Consider the following 20,500-nt stretch of genomic DNA (forward strand, 5'->3'; position numbering starts at 1 on the left):
GAGATGATCGGTCTCGGCATCTCGCTCTGGTCCGCGGGGCAGGAAGGGCCGGGGGCACCGGCCCCCGAAACCGCCCCCTTCAAGGTGGCGGTCTGGGGCCAGTCGGAGGATGAGCGCATCCTCTCCCAGTTCTACGACGAGCTGACCCCCGAGCCCCTGGTGGCGCAGGACATGGTGACCTTCTGGTGGCACGACAACGATTCCTCCGGCGCGGCGGGGGTCAACAGCGTGACGCTCAACGACGCAACGGTCGCCGGCAGCGGTGTGGTGACGGCGGCGATGGTGGCCATGGGCAACACCTTCATGCGGCAGCTGCCCGGGCGCGAGGTTGTCATCGTGATGCAGGTCATGGCGGGCACCGACCCGCGCACGCTCATGGGCACGGCCGCGGATCCGGCGCGCGACTGGCAGGACGACTGGGCGCTGCACGCCGCCGCCACGGCGGACGGGGTGCCGGTGCACTACCTGTGGCAGTCCTGGTACGCCGCCCCCGGCAGCCTCGGGGCCGACTACGGCGAAAGCTTCGCCGCCTTCCTCTTCGGCAAGGCGCTCGACGGCTCGGACCTGGTCTACTCCGAGGCAAGCCCGCTCGATTTCGTCGCCGAGAATGGCATCGGGTTCCCCATCGCCCGGACGCTCAGGGATCTCTACGGCAGCGTGCCCATGGTGATCGCCAACAACGGTGCGCATCGCTTCGAGATCCAGGAGGACCACCTGTCCGCGGTGATCGTCGCCGCGGATCAGAGCCAGCAGGCGAACCTGGTAAACAAGGAGCGCTGTACCAAGAGCTGGCGGGCGCTGCTGGACAACGCGGCCTTCGCCGCGCATTTCACCGCCCCGGTGCTGCAGCTCAACGCCTACGCCAACGGCATCGATGACGGCGACGGCAGCTGGTCCGACAGTGCGCACCCGAGCGCCTGGACCGACGAGGGGCTGAACTTCCGCGCGCGGCAGATCGCCCATGCGATCCTGCGCGGCGCGGCGGTGACCAGCTGGGCGCCGCCGGTCTTCGACATGTGTGCATGGCAGGCGGACGGCAGCTATGTCGAGGTCTGGTCCTCGGCAGGAGACGTGACCACGCTGCGCGCCGCCGCAGGCGATCCGGCGCTGGACGACAGCTTCCCGCACTGGACCGACGTCGCGGGATGGCAGATCGACGGCGATCCGGCGCAGCGCGCCGAGCTGGTCTCGGGACGGGTGCGGCTTTACCCCAACGACGGCGGCAGCTTCAACGACGCGACCTCGATCACCTTCGGCGAGGGCGGCGCCACGGGGATGCTGGAGCGCCCCGAGGATTTCGACGCGGCGCTCTACCGCGACTACCCGATCATCGACCTGGGGCTGCCGGACGTGCCCGGCCTGCCGGTCTGCACGCTGCCGGATGCTGCCGCGCTGGCCAGCACCATCCCCGGCGATCCCAGCTTCGCCACCACGAACGCCGGGCCCTATTTCGAGGATGCCGCAGGGGCGATCGGCAGCGGCGTGACCGCGGTCACCGCGCGGATCAGGGGCACGGCGGATTTCTCCTCCGCGAGCGGCACCCCGGATTTCTTCGGGATCAACTCCAACGTCGCCAAGGTCGAGCTGATCAAGACCAGCGGCACGCTGCGGGTCTACGGCGAAGATTCCTCTGGCAGCACCGTGGTCAACGGAGTCCTGTCCGCCGCGGGGGTGATCGCCGATGGCGTGGAATTCGACATGGTGTTCAGCCACGACATCGCGAGCGGCTTCCTGAGGGTCTGGGTCGATGGCGCACTGGTGATCGACGCCTCCTTCCCGGCGGACACCGGCGAGCTGTCCTCGATCCGGATCATGAGTTTCCTCGCGACCGCGGGCGGCACGGAGCAGCTGGCGGGCAGCTGGAAGATCCTGCAGGCCTGGAAGCAGGGCAGCAGCGACGGCAGCCTGCCGGTCACGCCGCCGCATGTCGAGATCACCGGGCCGGCCCCTGCCGCCAATGCCCATGCCTGGAAGCAGGGGGCTGATGCAAGCTGAGCCCGCCGCGTTCAGCCGCGGCGCAGCACCTGCCGGCGCAGCGCCACCATCGACAGCGGCAGGCAGGCCAGGACTGCCGCGGCGGCCCAGGGTGCGGCGGCGGCAACACCCGCCAGCAGGCCCGCCGCGGGCACGGGTGTCACCGTGCCCATCCAGATCGATGCCAGGAACAGGCCGAGCAGGGCGATGGCGGGCAGGCTCGGGCGGCAGGACACACCGAGGTGGCGCGCCAGGTGCACCAGCGCCAGCGCGAAGCCCAGGGCTTCGGCGAGCGTGCCGATAGCCAGAAGCACCGCGAGGTCCTGGTCCCGTTGCGCCGCCCACCAGATCAGCGGCAGGCTCGCCGCGCGCACAGCGTTTGAGACCATGGAATTGGACGTCAGCCCGGCTGCCAGCGCCACGATGTTCGGCCCGGCCTTGGCCATGCGCAGCCCCTGCTGCGCGGCGAACCAGCACAGCAGCGGCAGCAGCGCGGCGTATTTCCCGCCGAGCACTGCCTCGATCAGCATGGGCCCCAGCAGCATCACCCCCAGCACCAGAAGCGCGCCACCCAGCAGCGCCGCCTGCAGCGCCGCCTGGGCCAGTTCGTCGAAGCGCTCGGGCCGGGTCGCGCGGGCATGGGCGGCGGTGCTGAGCTGGGGCAGAAAGAAGCTCTGCGTGGATTTGACCATCACCAGCATCGGCGTCAGCGTCAGCGTCACCCCCATGGAGAAGATCGCCAGAGAGGCGATGCCGAATGCGCGCGCGACGATCAGACGGTCGCCCTGGAAGACGGCGAAGAGCAGCAGCCCGTTGAGCAGCAGCGGCCAGCCGAAGTGCAGCGACCGGCGCATCACCTGTCGGTCGAGCACCAGCCGGTAGCGGCGCTCGGCAACGAGATGCGAGATCGCCGTGCCGAGCACCGCCTGCAGCAGCATGGCATAGAGCATCACCCTGTAGTCGCCGAACATCCGCGCCAGCGGCCAGAGCGCCAGCAGCGAGACGAGCGCGGGCAGCGCCCCGGTCAGGATCTGCGGCCAGAAGCGCAGCTCGCGGCCAAGCCGGTGGATGTCGAAATGCTGCAGCGCGTTGAGCACCGGGATCAGCGCCATGAGCTGGTAGGCCCAGGCAACCTGGGGAACGCGCAGCAGATCGGCGATCAGCCCGGCAGCGAAAAAGAGCGCCCCGCCCGAGAGCAGGCCGCGCAGGAGCTGGAACCCCTGCAGCGCGGCCTGGAAGCGCGGGTCGTTGCCGTCGCGCGCCTGGACGATCTGCTGCTGCAGCCCGAGCTGCGAGGCCATTTCGACCACGGCCATGGCGATGGCGAAGGTCGCCGCGATGCCGTAGTCCTCGACCGGCAGCATCCGGGCCACCAGCAGGTTGCGCGCGAAAAGCAGCAAGGATGCCGCGGCGTTCCCCGACACGACGAGCAGGATCTTTCTCAGCATGCCGGCGGTCCCGGGCGGAAGCCCCGCGCGCTCACCGGAACAGCCCGCGCCGCAGGGTGCCGAGGAAATTGCGCAGCAGGAAGCCGGGGCGGGCCTGGCGGGCGGCTGCCCCGAGGCGCAGCCCGCGGTAACGCGGCACGGGTCGTCCGAGCAAGCGGCGGGCGGTGAGGCGGGCGAGCAGGGCGTGCCGGCGGTTGCGCTGACCCGGCTGGATCGCCACGAGCTTGCGGCTGTCGAAGCCCGAGAGCGTCAGCGCCCCCTCGGCTTCGGCGCGCGCCAGCAGCGCGGCGCCCTCGGCGCTGCGCGCCACGAAGAGGCTGCTGCCCTCGGCCTCCGCGAAGACCGGGTAGCCGGCGGCATCGCTTTCCCAGGCATCGGCGCAGACGATATCCGCCGCGGCGCCGGTGCCGTCGGCGCAGAGCTTGCAACGCATCTGCACGTGCCTGGAGAGGATGCCGCCCCAGCTGTCGTGGTAGCTCATCGACCGTGCCGACCCGTCGCGCCGGGTCACCGTGGCCCGGCCGGGCCAGCCGTTGCCGCGGTAGCGGAAGGCGACCGCGGCTTCGGGTGCCGTGTCCAGCGCCTCGAGCACGGCCTCGGCGCCCTTCAGCGAAGGCGTGCCGGCACAGAAGAACGAGAGGATCACCGGCACCCGCGCCGCGGCCTCCGGATCCTGGGCGCGCAGCGCGCGCAGCGCCGCCGCGTCGCAGGGCTTGCCGATGAAGGCGAAACGCTCCGCGCCGGCCAGCGCCTGGGGCAGCAGCGACAGCGGCGCGGCGGGCGCGTATCGCGAGCCGGCCGCCTCCAGCACCTCGGCGCGCGAGCGGCTGATCGTCACCACGTTGCCCACCGGCCTCTCGGGGTCGGCGCGCACCTGCAGGATCGCGTCCACCGTACCGCTCTCAAGCAGCCAGGCCGCGAGCCCCGAGAGGCCGCCGCCCGAGGCGCCGGCAAAACGCAGGTCGCGGTCGGTGGCGTGGCCGGTCTGCATCGACAGGTAAGGCCCCCAGAGCGCATCGTCCGTGCGCGCGCCCGCCGCAACGCTCTGGCCCATGCCGGGGCAGAGCGCGGAAATCCGGCGCTCCTCATCGGCGCTGAGCTTGGCGCTCTGCCGCGGGCGCAGGAAGCCTTCGGCGCTCTCGGTCATCTTCAGGGCCTGCGGCGCGATCGCGGCGCAGCCGCCGCATCCGGCGCAGAGATCTCCGCGGGCAATTCGGGACAGGGTGGGCGAGGAATAAAGATATTCCTCTTGATGGGACTGTCGTATTAAAGCCATTCACCTATCCGTATTTCACCCGACAGCCTGCCTGTCTTTACCGTGTACCACGAATCCCGTTATCGATAGAGTTAATTGATTCGGAAAGGCATTCCGCCGTGGTACGCGCTGTAACGATCGCACTTTTGTGGCACTCGATGAACTCCGACAATCTCGGGGTCGGGGCATTGACGCTGAGTAATGCGCAACTCCTGCGCGAGGCGGCACGCCGGGCCGGAGTTTCCGCGCAATTCCTGGCCATGAGCTGGGTTGACCGGCGTGAAGATTACGGGTCATGGCCGGATATAGAGAACCTGCCATTTCGCACGCGGCATCTGCCGGGGCCGAGCGGACCGCTGGCCGAGGGGCTGAAGCGGGCCGATATTGTTTTCGATATCGGCGGCGGTGACAGTTTCACCGACATTTACGGCTCGAAGCGGTTTCTCACGGTTTGGGGGACGAAATTCCACGCGCTACGCATGGGCAAACCGCTCGTTCTTTCGCCGCAGACCCTGGGCCCCTTCGAAAGCCGCTGGGCCCGCCTGCTGGCGCGCTGGAGCATGAATCGTGCGCGGCTGGTGGTGACCCGCGACGGGCCTTCCACCGCCTTTGCACGGCAGCTGGGGGTCCTCGGCCCGCTGCTGGAGGCGACCGACGTGGCCATGCGCCTGCCCTACGCGGCGCCGCCGGCGCGCACGGCCGATGGTAAGGTCCGCGTCGGGCTGAATGTTTCGGGGCTGCTGTTCAACGGCGGCTACACCCAGTCCAACCAGTTCGGTCTGAAGGCCGACTACCCGGCGCTGGTGCGCCGCATCGTGCAGATGTTCCGCGACCGTCCCGAGGTCGAGCTGCACCTCGTCGGCCACGTGCAGTCGCGCGAGATCGAGGTCGAGGACGACCAACGCGTCGGCGAGCGGCTGGCGGCGGAATTCCCCGGCACCCTCGTGGCGCCGGTCTTCGCCTCGCCGAGCGCGGCCAAGAGCTACATCGCCGGCATGGATTTCTTCGTCGGGGCGCGCATGCATGCCACGATCGCTGCCTTCTCGGCGCGGGTGCCGGTGATCCCCATGGCCTACAGCCGCAAATTCGCCGGCGTCTTCGGCACGCTTGGCTACACGCATGTGGCCGACTGCAAGAGCGACGGCGCAGAGGACATCCTCGCGCGGATCGAGCGGGGCTACACCGAGCGCGCCGCGCTCTCGACCGAGATCGACGCGGCCCTGACCCGGGTCGACGAGCGGCTCGAGCGCTACATCGACCTGGCGGCCGAGGAGCTGGCGCGGCTGTGCCCGGAGGCTTCGGAGCGGCAAGCGGCCGCGGCGCGACCGGAGGCGGCGACCGACCGTGCGCAGGAGGCCTAGGCACGTCATGCCGGAGGCCGCGATCATCATCCCGCACTACAACGACCTGGCGCGCCTGATGCGTTGCCTGCGGGCGCTGGTCCCGCAACTCGGGGCGGCGGGCCTGCCCGGGACCGAGCTGGTCGTGGTGGACAATGCGTCGACAGAGGATCTCGCGCCGCTGTCGGCGGTCTTCCCGAGCGTGCGGCTGGTGCGGGAGACGCGCCCGGGCGCGGCGGCGGCGCGCAACCGCGGCGTGGCGGAAACGTCGGCACCGCGGCTGTTCTTTCTCGACTGCGACTGCGTGCCCGACGCGGGCTGGCTGGCCTCTGCCCATGCGCTGGCCGGCAGCGGTGACGTGGTCGGCGGCGCGATCACCCTCTTTGACGAGACGCCGGCGCCGCGGTCCGGTGCCGAGGCTTTCGAGACCGTCTTCGCCTTCGACAACCGGCGCTATATCGAGATGGCGGGGTTTTCCGTCACGGCCAACCTGCTGACCCGCCGCGACGTTTTCGAGACAACGGGTCCCTTCGTGCCGGGCCTGTCGGAGGATCTCGACTGGTGCCGCCGGGCGGTGATTGCCGGCTACCGGCTGCACTATGCTGACGGGCTGCGCGTGGCGCATCCCTCGCGCGGGGATTGGCCGGCGCTGCGCCGCAAGTGGCGGCGGTTGACCGACGAAAGCTTCGCGCTGAACGGCGGCTCGCCTGCGGCGCGGCTCCGCTGGGCGGGCAAGGGTCTGCTGATGCCGCTGAGCGTGCTGGCCCATGCGCCGCGCGTGCTGCGCCACCCGGCGCTGCGCGACGGCAGCGAGCGCCGGGCGGCGCTCGCGACCCTGGCGCGGCTGCGGTTGCTGCGCATGGTCTGGATGCTGGGGCAGGGGGGGCGCGGCCATGGCTGAGCGCGGCACGGGCCCGCGCCTGCGCGGAGCGGAGAGCGTCGGCCCGGCAGATGCCCCCTGCGCGGCCCGCGGAAAGGCAACGTCATGAGACGGTTGTCTGAGGTCGAGCCGGGGACGGACAACAATTTCAACCTGTTGCGTCTCGTGGCGGCAAGCGGGGTCCTGGTGTCCCATGCCTACCCGATCGCACTGGGACCGGAGGCGCAGCAGCCACTGGAGCGGATGCTCGGAATGACGCTGGGCCATCTCTGCGTTCTGATCTTCTTCTGCGTCTCCGGCTTCTTCATCACCCGGTCGTTCGATCGCTGCCGCTCGCTGCCGCGCTTTCTCGAGGCCCGCGCGCTGCGGGTGTTTCCGGCGCTGGCGGCGATGCTCGTGGCAACGGTGGCGGTCTGCGGGCTCTGGCTGACCCGGGCCCCCGCCGCCAGCTTCTGGGAAGCAGCCCCGCCCTACGTGCTGCGCAATATCAGCCTTTTCAGCCCCGAGTACGAGCTTCCGGGCGTCTTCGGTGACGCAGCTTACGGCCCGGCGATCAATGGCTCGCTTTGGACATTGTTCTACGAGGTCCTGTGCTACCTGGGGGTCGCGCTCCTTGGCGTCACGGGACTGCTCGCGCCGGGCCGCCGGGGGCGGATCTGCGGCGTGGTCATCGTGCTCGGCTGCGCCGCCGCCGTGGTCCTGGCCGGCCTGCGGCCCGGCCTGCTGCCAATGCGGCTGGAGCGGCTGGCGGATCTGGGCCTTCCCTTCGCGATCGGCGGCCTCTTCTACCTGGCGCGGCAGAGCGTGGTCCTGCACCTGGGCGTGGCCGCGCTCGGGCTCGCGGCGAGCCTCGCAATGCTTGCGGGACCCTGGGGCACGCCCCTCTTCGCACCCGTCTTCGCGGCGGCGCTCTGTTACGCGGTGCTGACATTGGGATATGCGCCCATTCCCCTTCTGCGGGCCTACACCCGGGTCGGGGACTATTCCTACGGCATCTACATCTTTGCCTTTCCGCTCCAGCAGCTCGGGGCAGAGCTCGGCTATCGGCTGCCGCTCGCGAACATGCTCTTCGCAGCGCCCGTCACGCTGATCTGCGCCATCCTGTCCTGGCACTTGATCGAAAAGCCCGCACTGTCGCTCAAGCAGGGGCGCCCCGCTTTGCCGCCCTCGCCCGGACATGCGGCGCGCGCAGAAGCCTCGCGGGAATGAGGGCTTCCCACCGTTCTCCGCCGGTTCCGCAGGCAGGCCCCTGGGGCGCAACAGCCCGCTGCCGCTGGAGAGGCGGCACGCCGGGCGATCGCCCGGGAGGATCCCCGGGATGCTAGGTGTCTTCGGCAGATTGGCGACCGCCAAGGCTGCAGGAGAGCGGCGCGGTGGCGTGACGGAGGCGGCGGCATCCTCCATCCGGACCCCCTTGCACAATGCCCTCCTGGATTACCTGCGGTTCGCCGCGTCCCTGGTGATCGTGCTGTTCCACACCGGAAGCCTGTTCAAGTCCGCGGACCAGGCCGCCGTCGGGTTTTTTGCCATGGTCATGACCTACTTCACCCTGTCGGGGTTCCAAGCGCGAAAGACCAGCCTGCCCAGCTATCTGAAGACCCGCGCCCGTCGCCTCCTCTATCCCTGCCTGCTGTGGGCGGCCCTGCACATCATCGGAAAAGCCGCGGCCGCGCGCTTCGAGATCGCTCCGCTGCGCGCCGATCTCGTCGGCTGGCTGCCGCCCCATGGCACGATGGCGCAGCTCTGGTTCCTGCCCTGTGCCTTTGCATGCACGGCGCTTCTGGCCATGGCATTCCATGGCAGGCCGCCGGTCAGCGGGGGGGGCCGCCACGGGGCCGCCATGACGCTGGTCACGCTGATCGCCTGTTTTGCCATGGTATCTGTCTGGAGCAGGCAAATCCTGCCGTTGTTCTGGTCGATCTGGGCGCTCTATTGCACCTCGGTCGCAATCGGCATCCTCCTCTTTGCGCTGCGAGACAAGCCTGCGCATCTGATCCTTGCGAGCCTTTGTCTGGTGCTGACGGGCATCGCCATGAAGGGTCTTGGCCTGAGCGGAACCACTCAAATGACGATCGCCTGCCCGCTCTTCGTGTCGGCACTGCTGTGCCAGCTCCGCGACCGTCCCTTTGCCCGAACGCTGGGCGCGATGTCGTTCGACATCTACCTGTGCCATGTCGTGATGACCGCGCTGGCAAAATCTCTCCTCGGCGTGGATCTGGCCACCCCCTCGGGAGCGCTCATTGCCTGCCTCCTTTCGGTGCTCTTCGCGACCGCCATGCGGATCACGCGGCCGGGGTCCTGGCTCAGATAGCCCGTATGGCCCGCCCTTCGGGTTGGATCCCGGCAGAGCCGGACGCGAGGCCGTCTCTGTGCCCAAGGGAGGCCCCGGGGCCATCCCGCGGCAGTCCCGCCGAGATCGTCTTCGAGCCGATCCGGCGCGGCAGGCTTCGCGAAAATATGGAGGCGGGAGTCAGTGAATGTCTTCGGCAATGGTTTTTCGCAATTTTCTGAATGCGTGTTTGGCCTGGCGCGCCGGAAATAATCCCTGTCATTTCTTGAAGCAATTTATCGGCGGTCCGAAATGGTTAAGGTTTTGTTAACCGGAGCTCCGATACTTATTTCTGGCAATGGGAATTCCTGGGGAAAATATGAAGACGCCGCCAAGACGAAAACCTGTGCTCGCGGTTGCCTCGGCCGGAGGCCATTGGCAGCAGCTGCAAAGGCTGCGGGGTGCCCTCGACGCGGAAGAGGTGTTCTTCCTGACCACGCTGCCGGGCCTGCCCGAGGAGTTCGGCGCGCTGCCCGCCGCCATCGTGCCCGACTGCAACCAGAGCCGGCCTGTGTCGGTGATCCGCTCTGCGGTGGTGATCTTCGGGCACGTGCTGCGTCTGCGTCCCAAGGTGGTGGTCACCACCGGCGCGCTGCCGGGGCTGATTGCCCTGGCAGCCGGCCGCGTGGTGGGCGCGCGCGGCATCTGGATCGACAGCGTCGCCAATGCCGAGCGCATGTCCGCCTCGGGCCGCATGGCGCGCCACGTGGCGCATCTGCGGTTGAGCCAATGGGAGCACGTGGCGCGCGAGACCCAGGCTGACTACGCCGGGTCGGTGCTATGATCTTCGCCACCGTCGGCACCCAACTGCCCTTTCCGAGACTGATCGATGCGCTCGAGGCGCTGGCCCCGGAGCTGGGCGAGGCGGTGATCGCCCAGACCGGCCTCGCCGCCGGCAGCTGGCCGCATCTCGACGTCCGTCCGAGGCTCGCGCCCAAGGACTTCGCGGCCATCTTCGAGGCCGCTCGGGTGGTCGTCTCGCACGCCGGTGTCGGCAGCATCCTCTCCGCCAGAAGGTACCGCAAGCCCTTGATTGTCATGCCCCGCCGCCTTGCCCTCGGGGAGCATCGCAACGATCATCAGATGGCCACGGCGCGCCATGTGGAGGGTCTGCACGGCGTGCATGTGGCCTGGGAAGCCGAGGAGTTGCGGGAGCTGTTGCGGCGGCCTGGGCTGGAGGCCGCTGCCGAGAAGACCGATCTCAGCCCGTCGCATTCCGCGCTCATCCAGAGAGTGCAGGCGTTCATCCGCGAGGCGGGCTGAGGCCCGGCCCTGGCGCGTCTCAGGTCAGCCCGGCCTCCGCCAGCCTGCTCTCGGTGAGGTCGGCATCGACGAACCGGCCGTAGCGGCCGACCTCGATGTCCGAGCGGATGATCCGCGCCGGATTGCCCGCCACGAGGCTGCGCGGCGGCACCGACCGGGTCACCACCGCGCCGGCCGCGACCACGCTGTTGTCCCCGATCTCGACCCCCGGCAGGATCATCGCGCGCCCGCCGATGAAGCAGTTCCGCCCGACCCGCGTGTGCAGGTAGAGCCCGCGGGTCATGTCATGGGTCAGGATGCGCGCCTCGAAGGCGACGTAGGAATGCGCCCCGACGTGCACGCCGATCGGGAAGGTGCGGTCGAACTTCGACGAGAGCGAGACCTCCGCCGTGGGGTGCAGCTCCATCCCCCAGAGGCGCACCAGACCCCAGCGCCGGAGCCCGACCAGGGCCTTGCGCAGGCCCGACAGCTTGTTCAATCCTCTGCGGCGCGCCTTTTTCACGGCGGGGGCGGGAATATCGCTCATGATGTGGCGGATCCTCCATGGCGCCGCGCCGTGCATTGCCGCACCGACCGGGGCCCGTCTCAATGGGTCAGGGGCATCATAATTGCGCGCGCCGCCATGTCTTCAGGAAAGTGTCTTTTCGAGGCGGGCTGTGGCATTTCGGAGTGCCGGCCTTGGACAGCCCGCGTCCGGTCCGCTGATCAGGGCAATAGAATGGGCAGAACTTGCGCGCCTATCTGGATATTCCCAGATTTTCGCCCTCTCCAGAGTCTAGTTAACCTTTGGTCAACCATTTTGGCGGCAAGCGGAATATACCCCGCGTGGGGGCTGATTTTTGTGAGGATTGAAATGATCGACAATTTGACAAGACGCGCTGCCTTACTTTTGGCCTCTCTGGCGATGCTGGCTTCGGTTGCGCCTGCCTCGGCGGCAACCGTAGAAATTCTGGCGGTTGACAACGGATGGTACCGGAGCGACGGGGTTCATTTCCCTTCAAATACAAATATTGCCGAGGGAAATATAGGCGCCTTCGACTATAACAATTGGTTCTTGTTCGACCTTTCGAACCTTATGGGAGAAGTTGTCTCGGCCACGCTGACGATTTTCGGTGGAAACAGCGATTACACCAGTCCCGAAAGTTCCACCACCTACAGCGCCTATGACGTCACAACGGATCTCGGATTACTGCCATCAGGTTTGGGAGGCGTTTCCGCCTACGCCGACCTGGGGACAGGCGTGCAGTACGGATCGACCGTCATCGCCACTCCAGGAACAGAGTGGACCCCCATGCCCGAGGTCGTGCTGAACCTTGCTGGCGCGTTGCCCGATCTGAACGCGGCGAGTGGTGGCCGTTTCGCCGTTGGCGGGACCAGTACCCTGCAATATGGAACCCTTTGGGGGTCATCCTACCTTCTTCCCGCCGCGAAGTTGACGCTTGAAACCGTGGTCTCGCCGGTGCCGCTGCCCGCGGGCGGGGTGCTGCTGATCTCGGCCTTTGCCGGGGCAGGGCTGCTGCGCCGCCGCCGCGCGGGCCAGGCCGCGGGTCTCTAGCCGGCCAAGGAAGGTGCGGGCAGGCAAGTGTCGGCACCTTCTTCCCGGGCCTGGACGACCTTCTTCGCGGCAGCCCGGTCACCCCGGGCAAATCCCGTGACCGGGGCCGCGATATTTCCTCCGCGCCGGGCCGCCGATTTGCCCTCACAGGACGCGGGCATAGGCCTTAATACGACCGAACACTTCTCCACGTTTTCTCCACGGATTGGGTAGAATCCGCTTTTCGTGCACATGAAATACGCTGCCGAGAGCCGATCGAATTGCCTGATCCAGGCAACAACACCCGCCGCGCTATTTCGAGAATCAGTCACTATCATGTGGAATTTCAGAAGCAGGTCTCCTATTGGAAGAGGGGGTAACATGTGAATTCTCCGGCAGCGCCGACCCGCGCGCCGAGAGAAATCTTGCGGGGTGGAAGTGCCGGCGACAGTACGAAACGGTTTTTCGCGGCTCCTGCGGTTCCTTGGGCTCGCGCTTTTGCTTTCCACGCTCTGCGCGCCCGCAACGGCCAAGGATCATCTCGTCCGCAGCAACGCGGAGCTCACGAAGGCGCTTCTCGAAGTGTCCACGACCTCGGCGGGTGACACGCCCCAGGAGCAGGTCCTGCGGCTGGCGCCCGGCCGATACGCGCCGCTGATGCTGCGCGGCATCACCGGCCCGCTGCGCCTCGTGGCCGCAGATCCTGCCAACCCGCCCGAGCTGAGCGGCCTCAGCCTGCGCGACAGCACCGACATCCGGTTCGAGAACCTGGTGTTCAGGTACCGGCCGCAGGCCGAGGGCGAGCCGGTCTGGACCGCGGTGGCGCAGATTGTCGGCTCCCGCGACATCGTCTTCGAGAGGGTTCTGTTCGAGGGCGCCCCGGCACGCGGGCTTGGACCGGCGCAGGATGGTTTCCCGGCGGGCGTCGGGCTGCGTGCAACGGGCGTCGACGGCCTCTCGATACAAGCGAGCGAGCTGCGCGGTTTCTACATCGGGGCGCAGGTCACGAAGTCGCGTAGATATGTGCTGTCGGGCACCGAGCTGCACGGCATGCGCAAGGATGGGATCAACCTTGCGCAAGTCGAGGACGTGCTGATCGAGCGCAACCATTTCCATGACTTCTTCCGGTCTCTGGCCACTGGCGATCACGCCGACATGATCCAGATGTGGACCACCCGCACCGACCGGCCCTCGGTGAACATCGTGATCCGGGACAATATCCTGAACTCGGGTCACGGCAGCTGGACGCAATCGATCTTCATCCGCAATGAGCTGGTCGACCAGGGGCGCGCGGGGCCCGAAATGCTCTATCGAAACATCCGGATCGAACGCAATGTCATCGTGAACGCCCATCTTCATGGCATCGCCGTCGGCGAGAGTGACGGGGTCATCATCCGGAACAATACGCTGGTCAGAAACCGGCTCTCCGAAGGAGACCTGGGCTCGGACGAAGGCCTGGCCTCACCTCGTATCCGCGTGGCCCCCCAGAGTCGGAACGTCAGCGTGGAGCGCAATGTCGCCTTCGCCTTTCCAGAGCCGGCGGGACCCGGCTGGACGGTCCGGGACAATTTCCTCGTTCAGGCCGAAAGTCGATTGAAGCCCGGTTTCTACGACAAGGTTTTCGTCGACGCTCTGAGGGGGGATCCCCGGAACCTGCGGAATTTCCGCTACCGACAGGACAGTCCCCTGGCCGGACGCGGGATCGGTGCGCCGCTGCTGTCGGTTGGAGAGTGAGCCCCGAGCATGCAGGACGTTCGATCCACCGGGCAGGCAGATTTGTCCCAGGGTGCCGGGTTCAGACCGAAGACAAGAAGAGCGCTGCTCTGGCTTGTGGTCATCGCCCTGGCGATTCCGATTTCCTACGAGATCTTCGGCTTTCGCGTGACCCCCGCGCTGCTGAGCATGATATGCCTGTCTCCGTTCATCGTGCCGCAATTTCTGCAGCGGGTCGTGGTCTGGCGATTGCCCGACCTGCTGTTCATGATGTTCGTGTTGTGGCAGTCGCTGACGATCCTGCTCAACAACCCCGAACGTTTGGTCGCCTTCACCGGGCAACAGACATTGCTGACCATGATCGGCTACCTGAGCGGCAGGTTGCTGGTGCGCGACAGCCAGGACTTCGTCACCCTGATCATGGCCTGGGCGACGGTCTCGATGGTCAGCGTGCCCTTCGCCCTCTACGAGGCGCTTACGGACGATCCGGTCATCCTGCGGATCATCCGGGACCACACGATCTTCAACACCTTCGAGTTCAACGACTACGAACCGCGACTGGGCTTCTACAGGGCGCAGTTCGTCTTCACCCATCCGATCCACTACGGCCTCATGAGCGCGATGATCATTGCGCCGTTCTTCTTCGGCCTGAAGACGCGTATCTCGGCCCTGGGGCGATGGGCAGGGGCGGCGCTGATCGGCTTTGCCGCCTTCCTGTCAGTGTCCAGCGGCGCGGTGCTCTCGATCGTCCTGCAACTGCTGGTCTTCGTCTGGCACCAGATCGCCGCGCGCATCGGCAATGCCTGGAGAATAGTCGGCGTCTCGGGCGCCGTCTTCTACGCGATCCTCGAGCTGGCCTCCGACCGAAGCGCGCTGACGGCGCTCAGCACGCGTCTCGCGTTCAGCTCGGAGAACGCCTATTTCCGGACGTTGATCTGGGAATTCGGCAGTGCGCAGGTGCGCCGGACACCGATCTTCGGCAATGGCTACCACTACTGGCCACGTCCCTGGTACATGCGCGCCGACAGTGTCGACAACCACTGGCTGTTGATGGCGATGGTCCACGGCATTCCGGCCGTCGTGCTGCTGATCGGGTCGATCCTCTTCGCCTTTCACAAGGTCAACCAGCGCAATCAGCCTGGCGATCCCGAGCTCGACCGGTTCCGCCTGGGCTGGACGCTGTCGCTGATCGGCACCTGCATGAGCGCCTCGACCGTGGCGCTCTGGGGCGAGATCCAGATGTTCTTCATGCTGATCTTGGGCGCCGGCTTCTGGATGATCGGGGCCGGCGCCGCGCCGGTGCGTTCCGAGCAGCCCGAGCAGCAGGTGCCCGACGAGACGCAGGGCCGGGCGCGGCTCGCCTACTCGCGCTTCCCGTACGGAAGCCACGCCGCCGCGGCCCAGCACAGCCGTGCAACTGCCGGGCAAGGCCCGCGGCCGCGCTCCGAGCCGCCGGGGCCACTGCGCGCGAAACCGGTGCGCTTCAACAGGAGAGAGCCATGATCCCGACCGCCGCGCGGCCCTCGGACGAGGCAGCCGGGCGCGCCCCGGAGCTGACCGTCATCATCGTCAGCTACAACACCCGCGCGCTGACCCTGAAGGCGCTCGAGACCCTCTACGCGACGACCCGCCTGACCCGCTTTCACACGGTGGTGCTCGACAATGCTTCGAGCGACGGCTCCGCGGAGGCCATCGCAGAGGCCTATCCCCAGGTCGAGCTGATCGCGTCGCGGGAGAACCTCGGCTTTGCCCGCGCCAACAATCTGGTGGCCGAGGCCGCGCGCAGCGACTGGCTGCTGCTGCTCAATCCCGACACCGAGTGCCACGAGAACGCGGTCGATGCGCTGATGGCATTTTCCAAGGCGCATCCCGAGGCGGGCATCACCGGCGGGCGCACGGTGTTTCCGGACGGGTCGCTGAACATCGCCTCCTGCTGGATGCGCATCACCCCTTGGTCGGCTTTTTGCAAGGCGGCAGGGCTGTCCTCGCTCTTCTCGCACAGCATGGTCTTCAATCCAGAGGCGATGGGGGGCTGGCAGCGCGACAGCGTGCGCGAGGTGGATATTGTCGTCGGCTGCTTCATGATGGTGCGCCGCAGCCTCTGGCAGGAGTTGGGCGGCTTCGATCTCAAGTATTTCATGTACGGCGAGGAGGCCGACCTCTGTCTGCGGGCGCGGGCGCTGGGATACCGGCCGATGATCACCCCGGACGCGCAGATCATGCATCTGGTCGGCGCCGCCTCGAAGAGCCAGGCACGCAAGTACGCGCTGCTCGCGAAGGCGCGGCTGACGCTGATGCAGGACCACTGGCCGGGCTGGCAGCTGCCTTTCGGCCGCGCGACGCTGGCTTTCTGGGTGGGCAGTCGGGCGTTGCTGACCGGGCTTGTCGCACGGCTCAGCGGCCGCGGTCAGGAGGCTGCGCGCAAATGGGCCGACATCTGGTCCGATCGCCATGACTGGCTGAAGGGATACTGAGATGATGGACGGCAATGCCGCGCAGGTCGCAGACGGAGTTCATAAGGTGCGGCGCAGCCGCGGTCGCCGGCTGCTGCGGCTGCTTGGCTCGGCCTGCGATCCGCGGGCCTGGGCGCATCTGGTGAAGATCGTCAACTTCTACAACTACACCCACCTGCAGGAGCTGCGGAAGGCGCGGCTGGCACCGGGCGTCAACATCTCGCCCACCGCCAGCTTTGCCAACGGCCAGAACATCGAGATCGGGCCGCGGGTGACGCTGGGCGCGCATTGCCAGATCTGGGCCGGGCCGGGACGGGCACGCGTGGTGATCGGGGCCGATGCGCTGTTTGCCCCCGACGTGATGGTGACCGCATCTGGCTATCGCTATAACGACGGAGCCCCGGTGACCGCCCAGGCGATGGACGAGGCCGATGTGGTGATCGGCGCCGATTGCTGGATCGGCCGCGGCGCGATCCTCCTCGCCGGCAGCCGGCTTGGTCGCGGGGTGGTTGTCGGGGCCCATTCCGTCGTGCGCGGCGAGTTTCCTGCCTACAGCGTCATCGCCGGGTCACCGGCGCGGATTGTCTCCGAACGTCTTGTCCCCGAGTGCGGCAGAGCGGAGTGGGACGCAACGCGGCCTGTGTGACCCTACACCTGCAAGGGCTGGCGACGCCACGCGAGGCCGCCCGGACGTGCCGATCCGCGGCGCGGGCAACTGCACCTTTCCGCAGCGTTGGAACCGCCCAACTCTGGCGTGACCTGCATGGCGCCTTGGCGATGGTCACGAGCGCGCGCGGCGCGTCACGACGCCTCGCGGTCGTCGAGCAGCTGCATCAAATCGGGCACGACCCTTTTCGCGATCTCCGCGCGCCCGAGCGCATTGAAGTGACAGGTGTCCCATCTGTATTCACGGTCCAGAAGATCGGTATCGAGCCCGAGGTGGACCGTCGCGAGCGACTCGGCCACGCGTTTCTGGGCCGCATTCACTTCGGGCACGCCATCAACCCGGCCGGGGCCGATGCAGCGGGTTGCCCGAAACATATACACCTCGGCTCCGCCCATATCGCGGCTTAGGTTCTGAAACAGGACCGTCATGTCGCGCTGCAACTCGGCCATATCCTTGAGCACCGCTGCATCCGTCTCACCCTGATGCCGCAAAATCAGACTCGGCACATAGCCCGCCGCGCCTGCCTCCGTCACGCGGGCTTGCAACGCAGCGTAATAACCGGATCTCGCATCAATCCAGTCGGAGAACTGCGTTCCGCCGACCGCCCCATTGATCAGCAAGACCGGGCGGCTTATTCGCTCGTGGAGGCGGTCGGCGAGCAGAGACCACAGGCTGCCATCATATCCGCCGGTGCCGAGCAACGGATCGGACCCCGGGTAGCAGCGACCGGCAAACCACGTGAAGACGCCGCCCGAAGACCGATGCCGCGACGGCACGACATTGGTCGCATTGGATTGGCCGCCCGTGATGAGCACCACCGTCCGCGCAGGATCCGGGCAAGTGGCACGCTTGCGCCCCGCCGCCTGTTCCGGTCCCGGGAGCGCCTTCCATGACTTCTCAAGCCCCAGACCGCCGCGAACAGCGTAGCTCACCTCGCCGAGGATTGTTCTGGGAATCTCGGTCTTCAAAGCCAGCACTGCGCCGCTGGTTGCCGAGAGCGCGAATACCGCCGCCGTCCAGGTTATCAAACGAAACACTCTCAACAGACACCTCCAAATGTCCCGAAGCGCTGGTGGCCGGCACTGGCGCGAAATCCGCGAAGCCGCCTCATCTTGCTTCGTTGCGCAGTCGAAGGCTCTTTCCGAGATGCGTCTTTGAAAGCGCCCCCAGAATGTCCCGGCTCTTGCTCAGGTCGAAAAGTGCGGCAAAGATAGCGTAGCGTGTGCGCACGACCTGCAGCAACGCCCCTCCGCACAGTGACACCAGCAGCACCGCTGCCAAGACGCTGTTGACGTTCGCGATCCCCAGGTCTTGCGCATGCCTCGCGACGAGCAGCTGGATCGGAAAGTGTGAGACATAAAAGACAATTGAATTCCGTCCGACCCATTCGATGCTACGCCACAGCGCACCCCCGTTGCAGCGGGGCGCGGCCCAGAGCACGAAGGCAATCATTCCCAGCGGCACCCAGACGAAGCGCGGGTCATAAAGAACGTTCCCTTGAAGGATGCTGATGATCGCCCCGGTCAGCGCGCAGGTCAGGCCAGCAAGCCCAAAGAGGACACGTCCCTCCATTGATAGGTTTCGCGTGGCAACCAAGTGCCCAAGCAAGAAGAAGGACAGCAGATACGCGAAGCGCGACATCCGCAGAAGATCAGGCAGTACGCTTGAGGCCGCTATTGCCACGACGATCACCGGAAGAATAGGAATGGACCACCGGTCAAGCGCCAGTGACATTACGTAATAGGCCGAAAGAAACCACAGATACCAAAGCAACGACGGCGCACTGATTGGTGTTTTAAGGATGAATTCTAGTGTCATCCGTCCCTCGGCCGCATATATGATCACGCTCCAGAGCAGGAACGGCCAGAATATCTTTGCGAATTTTCCTAGCAGAAATGCCTTGTTAGATTTTGCCAGGCCCCGGTGCAAGAGCATGCCAGACAGGAACATGAGAAGTGGCATTCTGAATGGCTGAAATGCGTCATTTATCAACGAGAACGCTTATGGAGTCAGCCAGTTCCCGTCCTGCATGGCCGCCTCGCTGTGCGCACAGAGAACGAGAAAAATGCATAGTCCGCGCGTGACGTCCATCCATCTGCATCTATTGACCGACTTAGGGAACTCGCCAACCATGAAAGCCAAAACTCTCCCGTAAAGCCAGGGATGCCAATTCAATGCATCCCGGTCATCGTTTATTAAACTGATATTTCATGAGAAGACTGACATGTTCTTACATTGATGTATATTATATAGGTGCGCGCAATTGAATTTATTCTCGACGCGGTGCGGCGGTTCCGTCGCACAAATCCGATGGGGGATTCATCTCGTGAATCCAGCATGGTAGCTGGGCTGCAGGAGCAGACCCACACCTACGACCTACGAGACCAGGCGCCGGCTGGGCGCGCCCCGACAACAGCATCGAGACCTGGGTAACGCTGGTCTAACTCCGGACCTCTCGCTGGGTGTTCAGCGGTCTGCGCGGCATCACCAATTCCATGGTGTAGGGCGCGCCGACCATCGGCGCGGTGATTGACGGCTCGACGGGACCCTGGAGGGGTGCACCGTCTACCGGCACTCGGGCGTCGACTGGATCGCGATTCGCGCCGCCTGCGCGGGGCTTGGCCGCCCGGAGCCCTCCAGGGCTTGGCAGAACAGCGTCAGCCTCGCCAATTTGGCCGGGCCGGAGCTGAAGGGCGACGGCGCGCATGAACTGGCCTCGCTCACGGCACATCTCGGACTGCGGTTCCAATATCACGACGCCGGCGAAAATGCCCGCACGGCGGCGGAGGTGGCGCTTCTGACCGAACGCGGGACGCGGATCGCGGCCAAGCCGCGACCCAAGGTCCCGGACGACGACCTGCTCGATGAGAGTGACATCGGACCCGTTTCCATGCCCGACGCCATCCCTCAGCGCAGCGTGCCGCACGCAGCGGTGCCCCCGGGGAGATCCGTCCATGCCCTCGGGCGAAACCGCCGAGCCCAAACCATCCATCGGCACCGGTGTCACCCAAGACATGATCCGTGTTCCCGTCGCCGCGGATGGCAGCACCTTCGGTCCCGATCTGGGCCGCGAGAGACGCTACACCGTGGGGGCAAAGGGGCTGATAAGCAGTATGACACTTTCGATGCGGCCTCGGCGGCACTGAACGAGATGAGACCGCCGCGGGTAACTAGGGCATCGTTTCCGGCTGCTCTCGGAAGGAGATTGCGGAAAGGTAGGCCTGGACGATAGCTGCGGACGTCGAGGGCCTCCGCTGGCGAAAAGCCCCCTTCCAATGTGCCTTCCGTGACACTGAGACATTCCTCTTCGCCCGGTCGGGGCACGCGAGCCTCCGGTTTTGCAATGGTCGCTGGGTCAGGATTCGTAGGCAGTAGAAGACGGTTGCCGCGAGAGCTTCAATGCGCGGCTCCGAGGTGAGCAGGTGAATGACGAAGCCTTCGTTGCGCTGGAGAAGCGCGCAAATCCTCATCAAAAGCTGGCGCAAACATTCCAAAAGAAAGCGATCGTATAGCGCGCTTGGATATCGGATGTCGGCGCCGCAGGTTTTCGTCCATATCGACGGGCGACCGATAGTGCCCCGCGGCGTGGTGTAGGAAGCCGCGAGCGTCGCTGATCGCGAGGCTGGCGGTCATCGTCGATCTTC

At 66.5% G+C, this 20,500-nt stretch carries 19 protein-coding genes; 13 read left to right on the forward strand and 6 right to left on the reverse strand.

Annotated elements, in window-relative coordinates; all coding sequences use genetic code 11:
- Positions 1-3 precede the first annotated feature (3 nt).
- Positions 4-1,995 (forward strand): hypothetical protein, encoded by a 1,992-nt coding sequence (locus IQ782_RS26625; RefSeq protein WP_194137716.1) that lies wholly within the window; start codon positions 4-6, stop codon positions 1,993-1,995.
- An 11-nt stretch (positions 1,996-2,006) separates the two neighbouring features.
- Here the strand turns inward: IQ782_RS26625 and IQ782_RS26630 are convergent, their stop codons facing one another.
- Both IQ782_RS26630 and IQ782_RS26635 read right to left on the reverse strand, forming a co-directional pair.
- Positions 2,007-3,422, reverse strand: a complete 1,416-nt coding sequence (locus IQ782_RS26630) for an oligosaccharide flippase family protein (protein WP_194137717.1) — start codon at positions 3,420-3,422, stop codon at positions 2,007-2,009.
- A gap of 31 nt (positions 3,423-3,453) precedes the next feature.
- Positions 3,454-4,698: a Coenzyme F420 hydrogenase/dehydrogenase, beta subunit C-terminal domain gene (locus tag IQ782_RS26635; RefSeq protein WP_194137718.1), complete on the reverse strand. Its 1,245-nt coding sequence runs from the start codon at positions 4,696-4,698 to the stop codon at positions 3,454-3,456.
- A 137-nt stretch (positions 4,699-4,835) separates the two neighbouring features.
- Here IQ782_RS26635 and IQ782_RS26640 point away from each other — a divergent pair, with 137 nt between their 5' ends.
- The 6 genes from IQ782_RS26640 (at position 4,836) to IQ782_RS26665 (ending at position 10,489) form a co-directional block, all read left to right on the forward strand.
- The gene (locus IQ782_RS26640; protein ID WP_194137719.1) at positions 4,836-6,038 is read left to right on the forward strand and encodes a polysaccharide pyruvyl transferase family protein; all 1,203 of its coding nucleotides are present in this window, start codon (positions 4,836-4,838) and stop codon (positions 6,036-6,038) included.
- Positions 6,039-6,045: 7 nt separating this feature from the next.
- Complete coding sequence (locus tag IQ782_RS26645) at positions 6,046-6,918, forward strand: glycosyltransferase family 2 protein (protein WP_194137720.1); 873 nt, start codon at positions 6,046-6,048, stop codon at positions 6,916-6,918.
- 84 nt (positions 6,919-7,002) lie between these two features.
- Positions 7,003-8,106 (forward strand): acyltransferase family protein, encoded by a 1,104-nt coding sequence (locus tag IQ782_RS26650; RefSeq protein ID WP_194137721.1) that lies wholly within the window; start codon positions 7,003-7,005, stop codon positions 8,104-8,106.
- Between the two features lie 109 nt (positions 8,107-8,215).
- Entirely contained in the window at positions 8,216-9,208 is a 993-nt protein-coding gene (locus IQ782_RS26655) for an acyltransferase family protein (protein ID WP_194137722.1), read from the forward strand.
- Positions 9,209-9,572: 364 nt separating this feature from the next.
- Positions 9,573-10,010: a UDP-N-acetylglucosamine--LPS N-acetylglucosamine transferase gene (locus IQ782_RS26660; RefSeq protein ID WP_338092654.1), complete on the forward strand. Its 438-nt coding sequence runs from the start codon at positions 9,573-9,575 to the stop codon at positions 10,008-10,010.
- On the forward strand, positions 10,007-10,489 hold the full coding sequence (locus IQ782_RS26665) for a glycosyltransferase (RefSeq protein WP_194137724.1): 483 nt from the start codon (positions 10,007-10,009) through the stop codon (positions 10,487-10,489). Before IQ782_RS26660 ends, IQ782_RS26665 begins: the two co-directional genes overlap by 4 nt.
- 19 nt (positions 10,490-10,508) lie before the next feature.
- Here IQ782_RS26665 and IQ782_RS30245 read toward each other — a convergent pair whose 3' ends face one another.
- Positions 10,509-11,015 (reverse strand): acyltransferase, encoded by a 507-nt coding sequence (locus IQ782_RS30245; protein ID WP_277347907.1) that lies wholly within the window; start codon positions 11,013-11,015, stop codon positions 10,509-10,511.
- A gap of 327 nt (positions 11,016-11,342) precedes the next feature.
- Here IQ782_RS30245 and IQ782_RS26675 point away from each other — a divergent pair, with 327 nt between their 5' ends.
- From IQ782_RS26675 to IQ782_RS26695, 5 genes are all read left to right on the forward strand, one after another.
- The gene (locus IQ782_RS26675; protein WP_194137726.1) at positions 11,343-12,044 is read left to right on the forward strand and encodes a VPLPA-CTERM sorting domain-containing protein; all 702 of its coding nucleotides are present in this window, start codon (positions 11,343-11,345) and stop codon (positions 12,042-12,044) included.
- 561 nt (positions 12,045-12,605) lie between these two features.
- Positions 12,606-13,757 (forward strand): right-handed parallel beta-helix repeat-containing protein, encoded by a 1,152-nt coding sequence (locus tag IQ782_RS26680; protein ID WP_194137727.1) that lies wholly within the window; start codon positions 12,606-12,608, stop codon positions 13,755-13,757.
- 9 nt (positions 13,758-13,766) lie between these two features.
- Positions 13,767-15,239 (forward strand): O-antigen ligase family protein, encoded by a 1,473-nt coding sequence (locus IQ782_RS26685; protein WP_194137728.1) that lies wholly within the window; start codon positions 13,767-13,769, stop codon positions 15,237-15,239.
- Positions 15,236-16,210 (forward strand): glycosyltransferase family 2 protein, encoded by a 975-nt coding sequence (locus IQ782_RS26690; RefSeq protein WP_194137729.1) that lies wholly within the window; start codon positions 15,236-15,238, stop codon positions 16,208-16,210. Before IQ782_RS26685 ends, IQ782_RS26690 begins: the two co-directional genes overlap by 4 nt.
- A gap of 1 nt (position 16,211) precedes the next feature.
- On the forward strand, positions 16,212-16,835 hold the full coding sequence (locus IQ782_RS26695) for an acyltransferase (RefSeq protein WP_240989595.1): 624 nt from the start codon (positions 16,212-16,214) through the stop codon (positions 16,833-16,835).
- A 155-nt stretch (positions 16,836-16,990) separates the two neighbouring features.
- On the opposite strand, the gene IQ782_RS26700 is transcribed toward IQ782_RS26695, so the two are convergent.
- Together IQ782_RS26700 and IQ782_RS26705 are read right to left on the reverse strand one after the other, a co-directional pair.
- Positions 16,991-17,893 carry a sialate O-acetylesterase gene (locus IQ782_RS26700; RefSeq protein ID WP_338092655.1) on the reverse strand — a complete coding sequence of 301 codons (903 nt, stop codon included), beginning with the start codon at positions 17,891-17,893 and terminating at the stop codon, positions 16,991-16,993.
- Between the two features lie 70 nt (positions 17,894-17,963).
- Entirely contained in the window at positions 17,964-18,848 is an 885-nt protein-coding gene (locus IQ782_RS26705) for an acyltransferase family protein (protein WP_277347908.1), read from the reverse strand.
- Positions 18,849-19,810: 962 nt separating this feature from the next.
- On the opposite strand from IQ782_RS26705, the gene IQ782_RS26710 reads away from it, so the two are divergent.
- The gene (locus IQ782_RS26710; protein ID WP_194137732.1) at positions 19,811-20,002 is read left to right on the forward strand and encodes a hypothetical protein; all 192 of its coding nucleotides are present in this window, start codon (positions 19,811-19,813) and stop codon (positions 20,000-20,002) included.
- A gap of 250 nt (positions 20,003-20,252) precedes the next feature.
- Here the strand turns inward: IQ782_RS26710 and IQ782_RS30020 are convergent.
- Positions 20,253-20,500: hypothetical protein (locus IQ782_RS30020; RefSeq protein ID WP_240989596.1), on the reverse strand; the 248-nt coding region annotated here is incomplete at its 5' end.

Origin of the sequence: Salipiger mangrovisoli (assembly GCF_015223355.1) — a bacterium.
Classification (GTDB): domain Bacteria; phylum Pseudomonadota; class Alphaproteobacteria; order Rhodobacterales; family Rhodobacteraceae; genus Salipiger; species Salipiger mangrovisoli.

Excerpts from the sequence above, each read along its gene's own strand:
- IQ782_RS26625 (WP_194137716.1), top strand. The coding sequence starts at position 4 with ATGATCGGTCTCGGCATCTCGCTCTGGTCCGCGGGGCAGGAAGGGCCG.
- IQ782_RS30245 (WP_277347907.1), bottom strand. The coding sequence starts at position 11,015 with ATGAGCGATATTCCCGCCCCCGCCGTGAAAAAGGCGCGCCGCAGAGGA.
- IQ782_RS26630 (WP_194137717.1), bottom strand. The coding sequence starts at position 3,422 with ATGCTGAGAAAGATCCTGCTCGTCGTGTCGGGGAACGCCGCGGCATCC.
- IQ782_RS26685 (WP_194137728.1), top strand. The coding sequence starts at position 13,767 with ATGCAGGACGTTCGATCCACCGGGCAGGCAGATTTGTCCCAGGGTGCC.
- IQ782_RS26640 (WP_194137719.1), top strand. The coding sequence starts at position 4,836 with ATGAACTCCGACAATCTCGGGGTCGGGGCATTGACGCTGAGTAATGCG.
- IQ782_RS26655 (WP_194137722.1), top strand. The coding sequence starts at position 8,216 with ATGCTAGGTGTCTTCGGCAGATTGGCGACCGCCAAGGCTGCAGGAGAG.
- IQ782_RS26710 (WP_194137732.1), top strand. The coding sequence starts at position 19,811 with ATGCCCTCGGGCGAAACCGCCGAGCCCAAACCATCCATCGGCACCGGT.
- IQ782_RS26665 (WP_194137724.1), top strand. The coding sequence starts at position 10,007 with ATGATCTTCGCCACCGTCGGCACCCAACTGCCCTTTCCGAGACTGATC.
- IQ782_RS26650 (WP_194137721.1), top strand. The coding sequence starts at position 7,003 with ATGAGACGGTTGTCTGAGGTCGAGCCGGGGACGGACAACAATTTCAAC.
- IQ782_RS26695 (WP_240989595.1), top strand. The coding sequence starts at position 16,212 with ATGATGGACGGCAATGCCGCGCAGGTCGCAGACGGAGTTCATAAGGTG.
- IQ782_RS26635 (WP_194137718.1), bottom strand. The coding sequence starts at position 4,698 with ATGGCTTTAATACGACAGTCCCATCAAGAGGAATATCTTTATTCCTCG.
- IQ782_RS26645 (WP_194137720.1), top strand. The coding sequence starts at position 6,046 with ATGCCGGAGGCCGCGATCATCATCCCGCACTACAACGACCTGGCGCGC.
- IQ782_RS26690 (WP_194137729.1), top strand. The coding sequence starts at position 15,236 with ATGATCCCGACCGCCGCGCGGCCCTCGGACGAGGCAGCCGGGCGCGCC.
- IQ782_RS26675 (WP_194137726.1), top strand. The coding sequence starts at position 11,343 with ATGATCGACAATTTGACAAGACGCGCTGCCTTACTTTTGGCCTCTCTG.